13 protein-coding genes and 1 pseudogene are annotated in these 15,088 nt (G+C 58.8%); 5 read left to right on the plus strand and 9 right to left on the minus strand.

From position 1 onward, the window contains the following. Positions 1-458 precede the first annotated feature (458 nt). Positions 459-2,423, minus strand: coding sequence for a glycoside hydrolase family 127 protein (locus CK489_RS39595; protein ID WP_095736112.1), 1,965 nt, complete (start codon positions 2,421-2,423; stop codon positions 459-461). A gap of 787 nt (positions 2,424-3,210) precedes the next feature. On the opposite strand from CK489_RS39595, the gene CK489_RS39600 reads away from it, so the two are divergent. After that, entirely contained in the window at positions 3,211-3,648 is a 438-nt protein-coding gene (locus tag CK489_RS39600; protein WP_095736113.1) for a hypothetical protein, read from the plus strand. On the opposite strand, the gene CK489_RS42990 is transcribed toward CK489_RS39600, so the two are convergent. Then, complete coding sequence (locus CK489_RS42990) at positions 3,649-3,786, minus strand: transposase domain-containing protein (protein WP_245350775.1); 138 nt, start codon at positions 3,784-3,786, stop codon at positions 3,649-3,651. Further along, complete coding sequence (locus CK489_RS42515) at positions 3,723-3,983, minus strand: IS66 family transposase (RefSeq protein ID WP_245350750.1); 261 nt, start codon at positions 3,981-3,983, stop codon at positions 3,723-3,725. The genes CK489_RS42990 and CK489_RS42515 overlap by 64 nt, the downstream gene beginning before the upstream one ends. A 331-nt stretch (positions 3,984-4,314) precedes the next feature. On the opposite strand from CK489_RS42515, the pseudogene CK489_RS39610 reads away from it, so the two are divergent. After that, positions 4,315-5,339, plus strand: a pseudogene (locus tag CK489_RS39610) (IS110 family RNA-guided transposase). Between the two features lie 89 nt (positions 5,340-5,428). Here CK489_RS39610 and CK489_RS42520 read toward each other — a convergent pair. The 4 genes from CK489_RS42520 to CK489_RS42995 all read right to left on the minus strand — a co-directional run bounded on the left by CK489_RS42520 (position 5,429) and on the right by CK489_RS42995 (position 7,720). Then, complete coding sequence (locus CK489_RS42520) at positions 5,429-5,974, minus strand: IS66 family transposase (RefSeq protein ID WP_245350751.1); 546 nt, start codon at positions 5,972-5,974, stop codon at positions 5,429-5,431. Beyond that, complete coding sequence (locus CK489_RS42525) at positions 5,971-6,378, minus strand: IS66 family transposase zinc-finger binding domain-containing protein (RefSeq protein ID WP_349626983.1); 408 nt, start codon at positions 6,376-6,378, stop codon at positions 5,971-5,973. Before CK489_RS42525 ends, CK489_RS42520 begins: the two co-directional genes overlap by 4 nt. Beyond that, positions 6,306-6,563: a hypothetical protein gene (locus tag CK489_RS42530; protein WP_245350753.1), complete on the minus strand. Its 258-nt coding sequence runs from the start codon at positions 6,561-6,563 to the stop codon at positions 6,306-6,308. Before CK489_RS42530 ends, CK489_RS42525 begins: the two co-directional genes overlap by 73 nt. Before the next feature lie 356 nt (positions 6,564-6,919). Then, positions 6,920-7,720 carry an effector protein NopP gene (locus tag CK489_RS42995; RefSeq protein WP_198961135.1) on the minus strand — a complete coding sequence of 267 codons (801 nt, stop codon included), beginning with the start codon at positions 7,718-7,720 and terminating at the stop codon, positions 6,920-6,922. A gap of 322 nt (positions 7,721-8,042) precedes the next feature. On the opposite strand from CK489_RS42995, the gene CK489_RS42735 reads away from it, so the two are divergent. Continuing rightward, complete coding sequence (locus CK489_RS42735; RefSeq protein WP_283807338.1) at positions 8,043-8,165, plus strand: hypothetical protein; 123 nt, start codon at positions 8,043-8,045, stop codon at positions 8,163-8,165. A 334-nt stretch (positions 8,166-8,499) separates the two neighbouring features. Here the strand turns inward: CK489_RS42735 and glmS are convergent, their stop codons facing one another. Continuing rightward, positions 8,500-10,326 (minus strand): glutamine--fructose-6-phosphate transaminase (isomerizing), encoded by a 1,827-nt coding sequence (gene glmS, locus CK489_RS39625; RefSeq protein ID WP_095736115.1) that lies wholly within the window; start codon positions 10,324-10,326, stop codon positions 8,500-8,502. A gap of 863 nt (positions 10,327-11,189) precedes the next feature. On the opposite strand from glmS, the gene gmd reads away from it, so the two are divergent. Both gmd and fcl read left to right on the plus strand, forming a co-directional pair. Further along, complete coding sequence (gene gmd, locus CK489_RS39630) at positions 11,190-12,275, plus strand: GDP-mannose 4,6-dehydratase (RefSeq protein WP_095736116.1); 1,086 nt, start codon at positions 11,190-11,192, stop codon at positions 12,273-12,275. After that, complete coding sequence (gene fcl, locus CK489_RS39635) at positions 12,256-13,266, plus strand: GDP-L-fucose synthase (RefSeq protein ID WP_063695541.1); 1,011 nt, start codon at positions 12,256-12,258, stop codon at positions 13,264-13,266. The genes gmd and fcl overlap by 20 nt, the downstream gene beginning before the upstream one ends. Before the next feature lie 276 nt (positions 13,267-13,542). Here the strand turns inward: fcl and CK489_RS39640 are convergent, their stop codons facing one another. Further along, positions 13,543-14,682 carry an MFS transporter gene (locus CK489_RS39640; RefSeq protein ID WP_050403040.1) on the minus strand — a complete coding sequence of 380 codons (1,140 nt, stop codon included), beginning with the start codon at positions 14,680-14,682 and terminating at the stop codon, positions 13,543-13,545. Positions 14,683-15,088: the final 406 nt, after the last annotated feature.

A 15,088-nucleotide genomic window follows, 5' to 3' on the forward strand; every position in this document is an offset into this window, starting at 1 on the left:
CCATCCGGCGCAACCCTCGATGGAGCTTGCCGCGGGGCGGGCCGCCCGTCACCTCAAAGGGCAAACATAGGGTCTAGGCCGTGTGGAGTTGATAGGCAGCCTGGCTTACGAAAACCTGGCGTGGATCCCGCTAATCGTACTTCACTCTGGCTTGCTTGCTTCCAAACGAGCGCGGCGCACGCTCAAGCTATTGGCGCTCAGTAGGTTTGATGAGGCCGCGAGCAAGTCCCAGAATGCATCTTCACAACCAATTGGATCGTTCGATGTTGGCTTGCTGACTCCAAGCGGATCGTTGGCATTCCAAACTCCCACCGCACCGCCTCATATCCCGTTCTTCGTTTGGATGCTTCAGGGCAGGTCGTAAGCGGGGCGTCTTAAATAGATTGACGATGTCCAGGCTTTAACCGGCGATATCGCCTATCTAACTGCGGCTCGTGGAAGCGCGCCCTTTGTCGGCGTCAGCGCTCATTTATCCAAATCCGCATTTCGCCTTCGCCGCGGTTAGCCCAGCTGAACCACGGAATGAATGTCAACCGCTGTGGTTCTAGCTGACCAGGCACCTTGTCGTAGTGATAAAGTGCCGCTTCTTCGGATTGCGTGTGTTGCAGTCGCACTCCGTCAGCCTGCAGCAAAATCTTGCCCTTGAAGAGACCAGTTCCGTCGACAAGCGAAAACTGGCTGTCTGCATGAAGCCAAACGTTGTGTAACTCGGTCCCGTTGTCGACTTCCTCAAGGCAATAAACTAACGGGCCACGCTCTATGGCCACCTTGCCGGCCAAATTGCGAACTTGCGGATAGCCGTAGACGCGACGCACTTGCATCGGCAGCAATAGTTTGACGCGATCTCCCCGCCTCCATGTCCGGTGAATGTGCAAATAGCCATTTCGCGGCTCGCAATTGATACGTTCTCCGTTCAGGCTCGCCGCCGGCGCGCTGCACCATTGTGGTAGGCGCAGAGCGAGCGTGTGAGAAATTGGCAGTGCGGATTCGACGGCGATCTCCACCTCGTCTTTCCAGGGATAGTTGCCGTTCATGAGCAGTCGCAGCTTAGCCCCGCCGACCGACATTTCCACCCTATTGCCGACGTAGAGATTTACATAGAGCGCATCGGCGCGGAGCGTATAGATATAATGGCCAATCGATGCGAAAAGCCGTGCGATGTTCGGTGGACAGCACGCGCAGCCAAACCAGGGCCTTCGCACCGGCGAGACATGATTATAAATGCCATTAGCCCTCAGCGTTTTGGGATGCATTTCGAGCGGGTTAACATAGAAATAATGACGACCGTCGAATGCGATACTGCCGAGAACGGTATTGTAGAGCGCGCGCTCCATCACGTCGGCATATTGACCATCCAGCTCCATCTCCAGCATACGACGCGCGAACATCATTAGGCCAATGGATGCGCAACTTTCCGCGTACGCGGTATCGTTCGGCAGATCGTAATCGCAGCTAAACGCTTCGCCCGCGCTTTGCGAGCCGATGGCTCCGGTGATATAGATCTTGCGCTGCACCATGCTTTGCCACAGCCGTAGGCAAGTCTGACGTTGCTGATCGTTCTGACGCAGACGCGCAAGATGCGCTACCCCAGTCATGAGGTATACAAAGCGAACCGCATGGCCGGTGGCCGTCCGCTGCTTGGAAAGTGGCAAATGCGCTTGGCTATATGCTTTGTTTTTTAACATCCAGGGCAGGCCGCCTGATTCGGTGGCACAGGATTGCCGGCGCTTCTCGTACTCAATGTCGTAAAAATGTGGCTCCGAACCGCGTTGCTCCACGAAAAAATGGGCTAGCGTGAGATATCGCTGCTCATGCGTCACTTCGTAGAGGCGCGTCAACGCAAGTTCAATTTCCGGGTGGCCATCGTAGCCATGTAGCTGATCGCGTTCCGGGCCGAAAACCGTGTCGACGTGGTCAGCAAGTCTGCAACCAACCTCAAGCAATCGCCGTTTGCCAGTCGCCTGAAAGAAAGCGACACCCGCTTCAATCAAATGGCCGGCGCAGTAAAGCTCGTGGCACTCCGCTAGGTTGCTCCAGCGCTCCCGAGGCGCGTTCAGTATGAAATAGGTGTTAAGATAGCCATCGCCACATTGGGCGGTCGCAATCAATTCAATCAGCTCGTCGGCAGCCTTCTCCAGCTCTGGATTGGGTGCCTGGCATAGAGACCAAGCAACCGCCTCTAGCCATTTCGCGACGTCACTGTCCTGAAAAACCGTTCCATGGAACTCGCCTCTCGCATCTCCTGCGGCGATGCGGAAGTTCTCCACCGCGTGGCTTGGTATCGCCTCGGGATTGCGATCGTTCAGCACCTCCCATTGGTAGGGAATTGCCACTTCCCTTACCAACTGCTGACATTTCCCAATCAGCGGATCCAAGACGTGTAGGTTGTGAAGATCGATTTCGGCCACATTCCGCTCACTCATTTCGTTCCTCCCTGGTGAGTCGGAAGGACGCCTAGCAAGGCAAGCCAACTCACCATGATTGCGTTGCTGGGGTTGCGGCCCTGAGGTTTGCGGCTGCACAGTCCTATTCCCGAAGCGAGCGTTGCAGTGACAGAAATGGAGAGGGTTCTCCTGCGGCGTCGTACGACCAGACACGTGCGGGCAGCGGCTTGTTCGAGGAGCGGGCCAGCAATTCCCATGCCGAGAATGAGGGCTGTTCTTCTGGTCGATCCGATCTGCGGCTCTGCGATAAGCGTCCGTTGGTCCGCCCAACTAACCGGAGTTACCAGTCGAGCTAAATCCCGCATCGCTGCAGCGCTGGGTCGATCTGGTATACGAACCGATCGGCTGTCCCAGGGCAGATAATCGCCCACGACCCTCGCCGGCCGCAGATACAGCCGGAACGCCGCTCCTTTCGTCGCGACCAGCCGCCCGCACCTGATCCGAGGCCTTCAATACGCTGCGCGGGAATGTCCGGTTACGAACAATCCTTTGATGACACGTGGAAGGTGGGCGGACCGCAGGGCGCGTGAAACCCAAGTCGGATCGAATGGGCCGCCGCCACGCAGGATTCAACGGAGACACTGGGGCGTCAATCCTAGGCAATCCCGACGGGTCGAAGCGCATGCTCCGTGAGCGTCACGAGAGGATCACCGGTTCCTGGGCTTGACCTGTGCGGAATGCTCTGGATAGCACGGTCGGGATGATTGACGCCGCCGGCGCGGGATGATGGATTGATCCCGGTTCGGAGCGGGCAACGTGGATCAGAATGACCGGCGAGTCGCAGCTGCGCGAGAAGCTTCGGAAGATCGAAGCGTTGTTCGTGGGTGCCGGAACTGCTGGTGAGCGCCTTGCAGCGGAAGCCGCACTGCAGCGGGTGCGAGCCCGGGTCGAGGAACTTGCTCGCCACGATCCACCGATCGAACAGCAATTCTCACTTCCCGACCAGTGGTCTCGGCACTTGTTTCTGGCGCTTTGCCGCCGATGTGGGCTGCGGCCGTTTCGTTATCGCCGGCAGCGACGCAACACGGTGATGGTCCGTGCGTCACGAGGCCTCGTTGATCGGGTCCTGCTGCCGGAGTTCACAGAGCTTGAGGGTGCGCTACAAGTGTATCTGCACGAGGTGACGCTGCGCGTGATCCGCGAAGAGATTTACGACGACGCCAGCGATGCGCAGGAAGTTCTCGACGCCTTGCCGTCGAACTGATCAAGCGGCGATCTTTGCCTCGGAACCGTCGCACGCAGCTTTCCAATGCCACGGCAACAGCGTGTTCAGCTGATTTATCTTGGTGCGTTCGGATACGATGCGCTCGAGAACGTCACTAAGATAGTGCCGCGGGTCGATGTCGTGAAGTTTTGCCGTGTCGATGAGCGACGCGAGAATGGCCCATGTCTCGTCGGCGCCTTCACTACCGGCGAACAGATAGTTTTTCTCTCGATGCGCCCATCATCGATGAATCGCATCAGGCCTTCCCAATGCTTGAGGGCGTAGCGGATCGCCTTGCCAAGGGCGGATTTCTTCGAGACTTCCAGCAGTCGCACTTCGAACCAGGGCTTGTTAGTCCTCGATCAGCGGCCTGGTGTCGGATTGTCGCACCGCAACTCGTTGCGTCGCCGGCAAACCGCGAATGCGATCCTCAGCGGCGTAGAACATCGCGATCCGCTGCAGCGCTTCCGCAGCAATCGCGACTTCGTCGCGACGTGAACGCCCCAGAACTTCCGCCGCGCATGCGCGAAGCAGAACGCCAGCTGCATCAGACGGCTGCCGTCTTGATCGGGCCCTTGTAGGCCGCATAGCCGATGGAGTGGACGCCCCCCGACGGCATCGATTGTGCCAAGATGTGGGTGTTTGAACCCGGTAAGGAGGACGTCCGTGGACGAGGTTAGCATCATTGGTTTGGATTTGGCTAAGAACGTGTTCCAAGTCCACGGAGCTGCTTAGGATGGGAGGACCGTTCTGCGTAAGCAACTCCACCGTGGCAGATTGCCTGAGTTTCTCGCGGAGTTGCCGAGGTGTGTGGTCGCGATGGAGGCCTGCGCCAGCGCCCATTATTGGGGACGGGAGATCGGTAAGTTCGGCCACGATATCCGGTTGATCCATCCCTCGTACGTGAAGCCCTTCGTTAAGCGTCAGAAGAACGATGCAGCGGATGCCGAAGCGATCGCCGAAGCCTCGTCTCGACCAACGATGCGCTTTGTCGGCGTCAAGAGCGCCGAGAAGCAAGCTTCTTCCATGGCGTTCAAGGTTCGTGATCTCTTGGTTCGACAGCGTACACAGGTGATTAATGCCTTGCGCGGGCATCTTGCGGAATACGGGTTGATCGTGGCTCAGGGCGTGAGACATATCCCCCGACTGGCTGAGCTCCTGGCACCATATCCGGACCTGCCCGATCTAGCCCACAGCCTTTGCCAGAATCTCTTGACGCATGTGAAATCCCTGTCGGAGCAGAGAGCAGAGCTGGAGAAGGGACTGCGGGTGCGCGCGAGACAGGACGAAGTTGCCTCTCGTTTAATGACCATTCCGGGAATCGGCGCAATCTGCGCTACAGCGATAGAGGCCTTGGCGCCGTCGGCGGAGACCTTTTCTAAGGGACGAGATTTTGCGGCCTGGGTTGGTCTCACGCCCAAACAGACTTCCTCTGGAGGTAAGGATAGGCTCGGCAAGATCTCCAGGATGGGCCGGCGAGATCTGCGACGCCTCTTGTGCTTGGTGCGACCGCCGTTGTGCGATAGGCAAGACGCTATGGATCGCCAGCAGGATCCTGGCTGGCAAGAATGCTCTCGAAGAAGCCTCCAAAGCTAATCGCGGTCGCTCTAGCGAACAAGATGGCGCGTATCGCCTGGGTCTTGATGATCCGCGGTGGCGCTTACCAGGCTCCAGCGTCTGGCGCTGCTTAACGCAAGGCCAGAAGCCGAGAGACGTCGGGAATGTGGTAAGGTCTAACGGCGGGTTATGGGCAATCGGTCAGGGACTGGGATTGGAAGAATCAACAGGTCGATGAGTGCCAGCGAGCACGCGTAGCCGAATTGGATCCGATCCACGCATTCCATAAGGGCCCGCGACGTGTCGAGGTCGCATTACGATGCCGGACACACGTCAGCACCCAACCACATGCCTGTTCCGAAGTTATATTTTGCTTGCATTCACTGGGCCGTCCACACACATCGACCTGCAGGATGCCGCGGTACTCCCCGAACAGCCGCTTGGCGCGGATCGCCTTGCGATCCTCGGCGAACACGTAGATCACCGCCGGCGGCTCCGGGCCGCCCCATGGGCGGTCATCGGTGGCGATCGCCCAGAACTGGCAGACTTTGGTCCTGCCACGACCGGGATCGAGGACTGGCAGCGGCGTCTCGTCGGCAAACGGCCGCGGGTAGGACATCACCGCGTGGTGCAACAGCGCGTGAAGCGGCTTCAGCCGCCAGGCGAGGCGGCCCATCCACAAGGCCAGTGTTTGCGGATCGAGCGTGATGCCTTGGGCGGCAAACATCTGTTCCGCGCGATACAGCGGCAGCTCGTAGCCATATTTCATACCGCGACGTGGGCCAGCAAGGCTTCCGTCATCATTCCACCGTCGATCGCCTGGGCCGACGCGGGTGCCTGTACCACACCCTGGCGGCAGCCCCGGCAGCCGTGCCGCGGAAGCACGATGCGCTTGATCCGGTACTGCATCGGACTGACGTCGAAGGCTTCCTTGACGGTCTCGGCGATCTTGTGCAGCTGCTCGCCGCAGCAGGGGCAGCTGTGGCTCTCGATATCGACCACGACATCGATGCGCGGCAAATGCTCCGGAAGCTTCCCGCGGTTGCGTCGCGCCGGTCGCTTTCCACGGCCCTCTGCTCCGTCAGGCAGCCTGCCTCCGATCACATCGTCGTTGGCGGCGGCACGAGCCGCCTGTGCGCTGATGGTGTAGAGAGACAGCTGTCCGATATCCAGTGTTTGGAGCGCGCACCGAAGATCGCGCGCTTGTACTGGGACAGGATCACCAGGAGCTTGTCGTTCTCCTGGATCGCAGCGTCGCGGTGAGCGATCGCTGCATCACGCTCGGTCGCCAGCGTGCTGCATTCCTCCGACAACGCCGCAAGCCGTGACGATAGCGCCATCACGGTTTGTCGGAGCATTGCAGGATCGGAAGGCAAATCACTCATGCAGAGTAATCTACAACAACTCCGCATGAGTGACGAACGCCTCTTGGTAATGATCAACCAGCTCGTACCGGCTGATCCACAGGTCGCATCGGCACACGCTTTCAGTCCGAGCCATCGCCGACGCTTCGCGTCTGCACGAATTGCTGCGCTGGGAATGGAAGCTCCCGCGGCAAGCCGACGAGCCCACCGATCAGCAAGCTGCCTAACCTTCACGCAGCGATATCATGACGCCACCCGGGTTCGATCCTAGGTCTTGATCGTAAGCCGCAGATGTCGGCTGGTCTGCGCTCCTAGCGCCACCTCGTTCATGGATTGGTGGAGATCTCGCATCACATAAAGTCTCCATCAGAGTCGGACGCTGACGAAGATTCAGGATCGCTGGCGTACTTGGAGAGATACGTCGAATGCTGGGTATCACGCCGCCATTCACCATCCCTGCGGCTCCAGGGTCCGGACCGGGTTGGGTCAAGTACCATATCGTCTTGGTCCACATGGACGAAACCCATTTGTTCTGCACGGGTTCTCGCTTCGTCATTCGCAGGACGCCAGTTCACCAGAGGCCGTTCGCCGTCTTGCTGAAGTTGATGCTCGAGCAGAATATCGCCGGCGTTCGAAACGAGCGGATGAGCAACCTGGAAATCCACGATGGACGTGACGTCAGTTCGACCGGGAAACTGTTCTCGCCAGCCTTGGCTGTTGAAGTCAGTCATAGGGAATCCGCCTTCCGTTCTTTGGAGACCGACGCTCCTATTTCCGAGTTGGTAGCTGTAATATCGGGCGGCGTCCGAATCTCTTCGGATGCCATACTCACTAGCGACGTGCGCCGTGCGCCTAGCCCTTTCGGATACAAATTCCGAGTATTCCTGTGGATTGTTGGCGATATGATTGATCTCTTCGCCATGAAAAGTCCTCACCTCTCGCCGGAATCTCTCTTGGTTGATCTCGATAACAGGACGTCTTGGACTGTTGTAATAACTTGGACCCGAGGATGAGCCGGCGTCGGAATCCTGCAATCGCATTCTAGAGAATGCGTCCGCGAAGTCGGCGGCATTCCCGTGCTCCGGTGAGCTTGCGCGATGATATTCATCATCGGATGGAACATCCGACCAATTGTTAATTCGACCGTACATGACGACCACACTCCTATGGATGTTGCATTGTGTTCAGGTCGTTAGACCTGGCTCCGCTGATAAGCAGCTTAGCTGTCCGTAAGCTGACGCGGGCAAATAAAGGGAGAACTAAATTCGGTGAAACGATAGGGCGAGGCGCGCAGTCAGGCGCCGCGCTCACCGGGGCGTCTTCATAAGTGTCGTCCGCGAAGAAGTGCCCAAGCCGTTGAGTGAGAGTCGGTTTTTGTCCCCGCTGCGATACGAGATTGCAAGCTTTTCACGGCGGAAGGCCGGAAAGCCCGCAGAATAGCCAGCAGTGATTCGTTCGTAGCGGAGGCGCGCGATGCGCCCGAAGAAGCCGGAAACGACGGGGGAAGGCGACCTGCTTCGCGCCAGGTTCGATCGGCTCATCCCCCTGAAGCAGGAGCAAGGGTTTGCTCGTTGTTTTCTTAAGGCGTTTCCGTGATCAGGATCTTTTCGATGCGGTGCGGCTCGGCTTGGCATGGAACGCGACCTTCGGCAAGGGCGCGAGGATACCGAGCATCGGTTCTGAATCGGCTTCGGGCTGATTTGGCCCTGTAGGAAGGGAGGCCAGGTCCCCATCAGCGTTAGTCAGGGGTTACGATGATGACCCAAACAAGATTGAATCTGCTCGTCCAGCTAATCGGTCTATGATTTGAAACTTCGGATGCAACTATATCGATAACCTGTCCGGCTCCGTCATCCACAACCAACGCAACGGAGCGCAAACCCAACAGCCCGATGCCGAGGCGGGAGGCTCCGACATTGCCACCGCGGCTTCATTCGACAGTTACCGATTTGGCAAGATTACGTGGCTGATCTACGTCCGCGCCTCTTACGAGGGCGGCATGGTAAGCCAAGAGCTGAAGCGGAATAGCATAGACCATCGGCGCAAAGTTTGCGACCATCTCCGGCAGCACAATGGTCATGAGTGTGTCTAGCGTCGCTTCCAAAGCGCCCTTCGCATCGGTGATCAGAACGATCTTGCCGCCGCGAGCTGCAACTTCTTGCATATTCGATACGGTCTTCTCGAAGAGCTCGTCGTAAGGCGCAATCATCACCACAGGCACGGCCTCATCGATCAAGGCGATCGGTCCGTGCTTGAGCTCGCCGGCGGCATAACCTTCTGAGTGAATATAGGAAATTTCCTTCAACTTGAGTGCGCCCTCCAACGCCAGGGGGGCCGACGTGCCACGGCCGAGATAGAGCACGTCCCTCGAGTTGGCGATATCGCCCGCGAGCTTTTCGATCTGCGGCTCAATCAACAGCGCCGCAGCAATCAACCGCGGCACTTCGATGAGCTCGCGCACGAGATTCGATTCATGGATCTCTAACAGCTTACCGCGCTCTTTTCCTGCTGCGACGGCAAGCACCGCCAATACCATCAGCTGGCAGATGAATGCCTTCGTAGAAGCGACGCCGATTTCTGGCCCCGCCAGCGTCGGCAGCACGGATTCGCTTTCGCGCGCAATCGTCGACGTAGAGACGTTAACCACAGATATCGTGTGCAGGCCTTGGCTCTTGGCGTATCGCAGCGCAGCTAGTGTGTCAGCGGTTTCGCCGGACTGCGAGATGACGATCGCAAGATCGCCCTGACGCAAAGGCGCTTCCCTGTAGCGGAACTCAGAGGCTACATCTATCTCGACAGGCAAGCGAGCCAACCGCTCGAACCAGTATTTGGCGATGTGACCGGCATAGTTTGCCGTTCCGCACGCGGTAATCGAGATACGCTGAATGGAGCTAAAATTGAACGGCAATGTGAGCGGCAGGGCTACGCGCTCGCCTGACCTATCAAGATAATGCGCCAGTGTTTTGCAGGCCACTGTCGGCTGCTCGTGGATTTCCTTGGCCATGAAATGGCGATAGTTCTCTTTATCCACAAGGAGTGACGATACGCCAGGCTTTGATGTCTCCCGCTGGACGACGGAGCCGTCTGCGCCATAGATCACGCAGATCGCGCGGGTAAGCACAGCCCAGTCGCCGTCTTCAAGATAGGTAATGGTGTCGGTCAACGGCGCGAGCGCGATCGCGTCCGATCCCAGGTACACTTCGCCGTTGCCATGTCCGATCGCGAGGGGCGATCCTTTGCGCGTACCGATCAAAAGGTCGTCGTGGCCCTTGAAGAGGAATGCAAGCGCGAAGGCTCCGCGCAGCCGCGGGAGCGAGGCTTGTACTGCATCCTGCGGCGAGTAGCCATTCTTAAGATAAGATTCGACGAGATGCGCCACCACCTCCGTGTCCGTCTCTGAGCGGAAGTTGGCCCCATCCCTCTCCAGCTCGGCTCGCAACTCGCGGAAGTTTTCAATGATCCCGTTATGAACGACCGCGACATTTTCCGTCGCATGCGGATGAGCATTGCTCTCGGTCGGTTTTCCATGAGTAGCCCAGCGGGTATGACCTATACCGGCATGACCCTCGGGCGGACAATAGCGCAGCCGCTCCTCAAGGTTTCTCAGCTTACCTTCAGCCCGCCGGAGCTTGATATGTAGCCCTTCGAGCGTCGCAAGGCCTGCGGAGTCGTAGCCACGATATTCCAATCGCCTGAGCGAAGCGACCAACTGCCCGACGACCGGACCACGCCCCAAGATGCCGACAATTCCACACATATCAATTAATGCCGCCCAAGCTCAAAGAGCGCGAGGTCCCCGACAGGAAATCTGGTCATGAAATTCGCTCTCGACAAAAGCTGACTTTCGCTGGATAGCGACGATGGCGTCATTGCCGCAGAAGCCGCCGCAAGGATACGTCGTGCAAGTAGTGTGGCGTCACCTTACAACGTCCTGCTCTCGCATTCACGCAACCGTTCTAGGGTTTGTCGCGCTGGTGTAACAGGCTCATCAGCCTCTGACGGTTTCCAGCTATGTTGGTCGGAATGAGACTAATTGATTGCCACCGAAGCTCCATTGTACGAACGTAAGCTTTCCATATCGAACTTATTTGAAGAACTATACCAATGTTTGCTGCATTCTCACATTTCGTGCTCGCGTCGATGATCCTGCCGCCCAGAGTATGGGTTCCGGTCAGAAGAATCGGGACATTTTTGTAGAGCTAATGTTGTGATGCGCGGGCTTCGCCGTGCTCTGGCTTACGTCCAGAGTTCAGATGCATCGACTACCGCGGCTTCAGCAAGTCACCCTCTTGCGCCATGGCCACATCGAGCGAATGCGCGCACCCAATGAAAGATAGAGACCACGAACTTCCGGCCCTCTCTCATTGACGTATGCACAGAAGGGGGTTCGCCGTCTGCGAAGGTTCGTCGGATTTCATTTTGAATCTCGATGGTATTCCCCCTCCAGCACGATATAAATCAATGTATATAGTGTGCATTCCTGCACGATGTGTATGACTAGATCTAACGATCGGCTTCCTTTGATTTCGGGTGACGTGCGCCGACGGATTTCTCGAGAAGCCCGTTTCGCAAAGGACGATTCGAAGGGAAGCTTTCTTTCCAGCGCAGCTAAGAGAGACCATGGCGGCTCAGGATTCGAAGCGGCGCGTTGCGCTGATCACCGGCGTCACCGGGCAGGACGGCGCGTATCTCGCCGAATACCTGCTTGGGCTCGGCTACACCGTGCACGGGGTCAAGCGTCGCTCGTCCTCGCTCAACACCGCGCGCGTCGATCATCTCTATCAGGACCCGCATGCCGGCAACGTGCCGTTCCTGATGCACTACGGCGACATGACCGATTCGACCAATCTGATTCGGCTGATGCAGCAGATCCGGCCGACCGAGATCTACAATCTGGCCGCCCAGAGCCACGTCCAGGTCAGTTTCGAGAGCCCAGAATACACCGCCAACGCCGACGCCATCGGCGTGCTGCGCCTGCTGGAGGCGATCCGCATCCTCGGCATGGAAAAGGAGACCCGGTTCTACCAGGCCTCGACCTCGGAGCTGTACGGGCTGGTGCAGGAGGTGCCGCAGAAGGAGACGACGCCGTTCTACCCGCGCTCGCCCTATGGCGTCGCCAAGCTCTACGGCTACTGGATCACGGTGAACTACCGCGAGGCCTACGGCATGTTCGCCAGCAACGGCATCCTGTTCAACCATGAGAGCCCGATCCGCGGCGAGACCTTCGTGACGCGCAAGATCACCCGCGCCGTCGCCCGCATCGAGGTCGGCCTCGAGAACAAGCTCTATCTCGGCAATCTCGATGCCAAGCGCGACTGGGGTCACGCCCGCGACTATGTCGAGGGCATGCACAAGATCCTGCAGGTGGATGAGCCTGGCGACTTCGTGCTCGCGACCGGCGAGACGCGATCGGTCCGCGAGTTCGTCGAGTTGGCGTTCGCGGAGGTCGGCCGCAACGTCGAATGGCGCGGCAAGGGTGTCGAGGAGGTCGGCGTCGACAAGGCGACCGGCAACACCCTGGTGCAGATCGATCCGACCTATTTCCGTCCGACCGAGGTCGATCTTCTGATCGGCGACGCGAGCAAGGCGCGCGCCCAGCTCGGCTGGGCACCCAAAACGCCGTTCGCGCAGCTGGTGAAGGAAATGATCGAACGCGATCTCGTCGAGGCCAGGCAGGATGCGGCCGATGGCAAGCACGGCGTTTGAACTGAAGGGCAAGAGGGTCTTTGTCGCCGGCCATCGCGGCATGGTCGGCTCGGCGCTGATGCGCCGGCTGGCGCGCGAACAGGCCGATCTCCTCACGGTGTCGCGCAGCCAGATCGATCTGCGCGACCAAGCCGCGGTCAACGCCTGGTTTGCCGCCAAGCGGCCGCAGGCCGTGTTCCTCGCCGCGGCCAAGGTCGGCGGCATCGTCGCCAACAACACGCTGCGGGCCGAATTCCTCTACGACAATCTGGCGATCGCAACCAATGTGATCCAGGCGGCGCACGCCAATGGTTGTGAGAAGCTGATGTTTTTCGGCTCGTCCTGCATCTATCCACCGCTGGCGCCGCAGCCGCTGCGTGAGGATTCGATGCTGACCGGCCCCCTGGAGCCGACCAACGAGCCCTATGCCATCGCCAAGATCGCCGGCATCAAGATGGCCGAAGCCTATCGCAGCCAGTATGGCTCGGACTTCATCAGCGTGATGCCGACCAATCTTTATGGTCCCGGCGACAATTATCACCCCGAATACAGCCACGTCGTCGCCGCGCTGATCCGCCGGTTTCACGAGGCCAAGGTCTCCGGCGCCGGCAATGTCGTGGTGTGGGGCACCGGCACGCCACGCCGCGAATTCCTTTATGTCGACGATCTCGCCGACGCTTGCATTCATTTGATGAAGACCTATTCCTCCCCTGAACTGGTCAACATCGGTACCGGCGAAGATATCACGATCGCCGAGTTCGCCCTGTTGGTCGCGGCCGCGATCGGCTTTCGCGGCGAGATCGGCTTCGACACCTCGCGCCCCGACGGCACGCCGCGCAAGTTGCTCGACGTCAGCCGACTGGGTAGGCTCGGCTGGCGCGCCCAAACCTCACTGCAGGAAGGCATTCAGTTGGCGTATCGGGCGTATCTCGCCGACAGCAGATGGACGGCCAGAGTAACCGCGTGTCCCGACAAGCGGGCGCAGGGCCGATCCCAGAATACTCGGCGGTGAATGTCCCAACATAGCCGGGCTAACCGGTCACGCAGATATTCAACTTCGCCGCGCAGTCAACCCAGTTCGTTAACAACAACGCTCGGTGGGATGCCCAACGCCGAGTGATCCGGTATGTCAAAGCTGCGGCTCAGCCATGCGACTTGCAGGGACAGAGGCATCATCGACGTGCTGTTCCACAACCATCAAGTTGCGACCTATCGACGGTCGGCACGAACGCCGCCTTGCGACCGGTCATTAGCTCGACGCGCGTCGCTATTCCCTCTGAGCCGTCGCTTAGAGAGACTCTGCCATCACCATCCGCGCCGACAGCGTCGCGATGCACATGAGCACGCCTAACATCGCGAACGCCAACGGCAAGCCGACCATGTGTGCGACGAGCCCAATGCTGGCGGGACCGACCAGTATACCCGCATACCCGGCCGTGGTGATGACTGCAATCGCAACGCCTACGGGCATCACTCTCTGTTTGCCGGCGCATCGACACAGTACGGGTACAACATTTGAAACACCCAATCCAATAAGCACGAACCCCGCCATGGCAATCAACGCAATCGGCGCGGCCACCACAGCCAAGAAGCCGGTCAAAATTGGCACGGTCCCGAGCATCAATGTGGTACGGTCGCCGAGCCGAGCTACCATGGTATCTCCGCTGAGACGGCCTGCGGCCATCGCAATTGAGAAGAGCATACAGCCAAGGCCGCCGTGCGCCTCTGCGAGGAGGCCTTGCCCAACGAGAAGCAAAGCGCTCCAATCAAGCATTGCACCTTCGACGAGAAAGGTGACAGCCGCGAGTACGGCTACCAGCAACACACTGCGATTGGGCAAGACAAACAACGGTTCCTGCGGTCTCAAACTCATGGCGAGCAGCCGCGGCCATGCTGACATAATCGCGATCATCATTAAGGCCGAACAGACCAACGTCGAGATAAGCGGGCCACGCTGCAGCGAAAGAAACGAGGTCACCGCGGCAGAACCGGTAAATTCGCCAATGCTGTATTGGGCGTGGAAGCCGGACATCAATGGACGTCCCGTGGCGTGCTCCAATTCAATCGCATGAATATTCATGGCTACGTCGATCGAACCAAGTGAAACACCGAAGGCAAACAGCATGGCACCGAGGCTGAGAGGTGTGCCGGCAACTGCAAGCCACGGCAGGATGAGCGAGATGCCAAGCCCACCCGCGATGATGATGGGCTTGCTGCCATAGCGCGCATTCGACACACTGGTCAAAAGCATAGCGATGACGGACCCCGCTCCGAGACAGAGTAGCAGAAGACCGAGCACGCGGTTATCCACCCCGAGCCGCTCCTTCGCCAGCGGCACCAAAGGCGCCCAGGCCGCGAGGCCGAAGCCAGCCACGAAAAATGCGAGCCGCGTCCCGAGCAGGCCCGCAGACCAATTGGCAGATGGTATCACAGGCACTCCTGAGAGGACGGCTCGCGAGCGGGGCACCTCACCCCGTGCGCTACGCCTGCAAGCGGCCTGAAGCTCGATGATGACGGCCTCAAGTTGACAATCTTCATCTCTGCAAATGCTATGCCGTCGCAAAACGGCCCAAGTTCTGGCGAGCGAAGGTCAAATGAGAGTAATTGTCGATCACCATCCGGCGTGTCGCGCAGTCTTTCTGGGATAAACTAACCATACGAGTGACAATCGTCTTTGCTGGTACCCTACGGAGCGCAAAGCCCAAGGATTCCTTGTCGGAAAACATACAAAGCCCAGCGCGCCCTTGCCTGCGCTGACTCACCTCGAACACAGTCGTCAGTTTCTATGACATCACTTTTCAGCCAATCCGCAGCTCTCAGCAAAGCTGAGCAGG

Source organism: Bradyrhizobium sp. UFLA03-84 (assembly GCF_002289535.1).
In the GTDB taxonomy this organism is placed as follows: Bacteria; Pseudomonadota; Alphaproteobacteria; order Rhizobiales; family Xanthobacteraceae; genus Bradyrhizobium; species Bradyrhizobium viridifuturi.

Bases quoted from the DNA above. Each gene is read 5' to 3' on its own strand.
- CK489_RS39595 (WP_095736112.1), bottom strand. From the start codon at position 2,423: ATGAGTGAGCGGAATGTGGCCGAAATCGATCTTCACAACCTACACGTC.
- CK489_RS39600 (WP_095736113.1), top strand. From the start codon at position 3,211: ATGACCGGCGAGTCGCAGCTGCGCGAGAAGCTTCGGAAGATCGAAGCG.
- CK489_RS42520 (WP_245350751.1), bottom strand. From the start codon at position 5,974: ATGAAATATGGCTACGAGCTGCCGCTGTATCGCGCGGAACAGATGTTT.
- CK489_RS42530 (WP_245350753.1), bottom strand. From the start codon at position 6,563: ATGCTCCGACAAACCGTGATGGCGCTATCGTCACGGCTTGCGGCGTTG.
- CK489_RS42995 (WP_198961135.1), bottom strand. From the start codon at position 7,720: ATGTACGGTCGAATTAACAATTGGTCGGATGTTCCATCCGATGATGAA.
- CK489_RS42735 (WP_283807338.1), top strand. From the start codon at position 8,043: ATGCGCCCGAAGAAGCCGGAAACGACGGGGGAAGGCGACCTGCTTCGC.
- glmS (WP_095736115.1), bottom strand. From the start codon at position 10,326: ATGTGTGGAATTGTCGGCATCTTGGGGCGTGGTCCGGTCGTCGGGCAG.
- gmd (WP_095736116.1), top strand. From the start codon at position 11,190: ATGGCGGCTCAGGATTCGAAGCGGCGCGTTGCGCTGATCACCGGCGTC.
- fcl (WP_063695541.1), top strand. From the start codon at position 12,256: ATGGCAAGCACGGCGTTTGAACTGAAGGGCAAGAGGGTCTTTGTCGCC.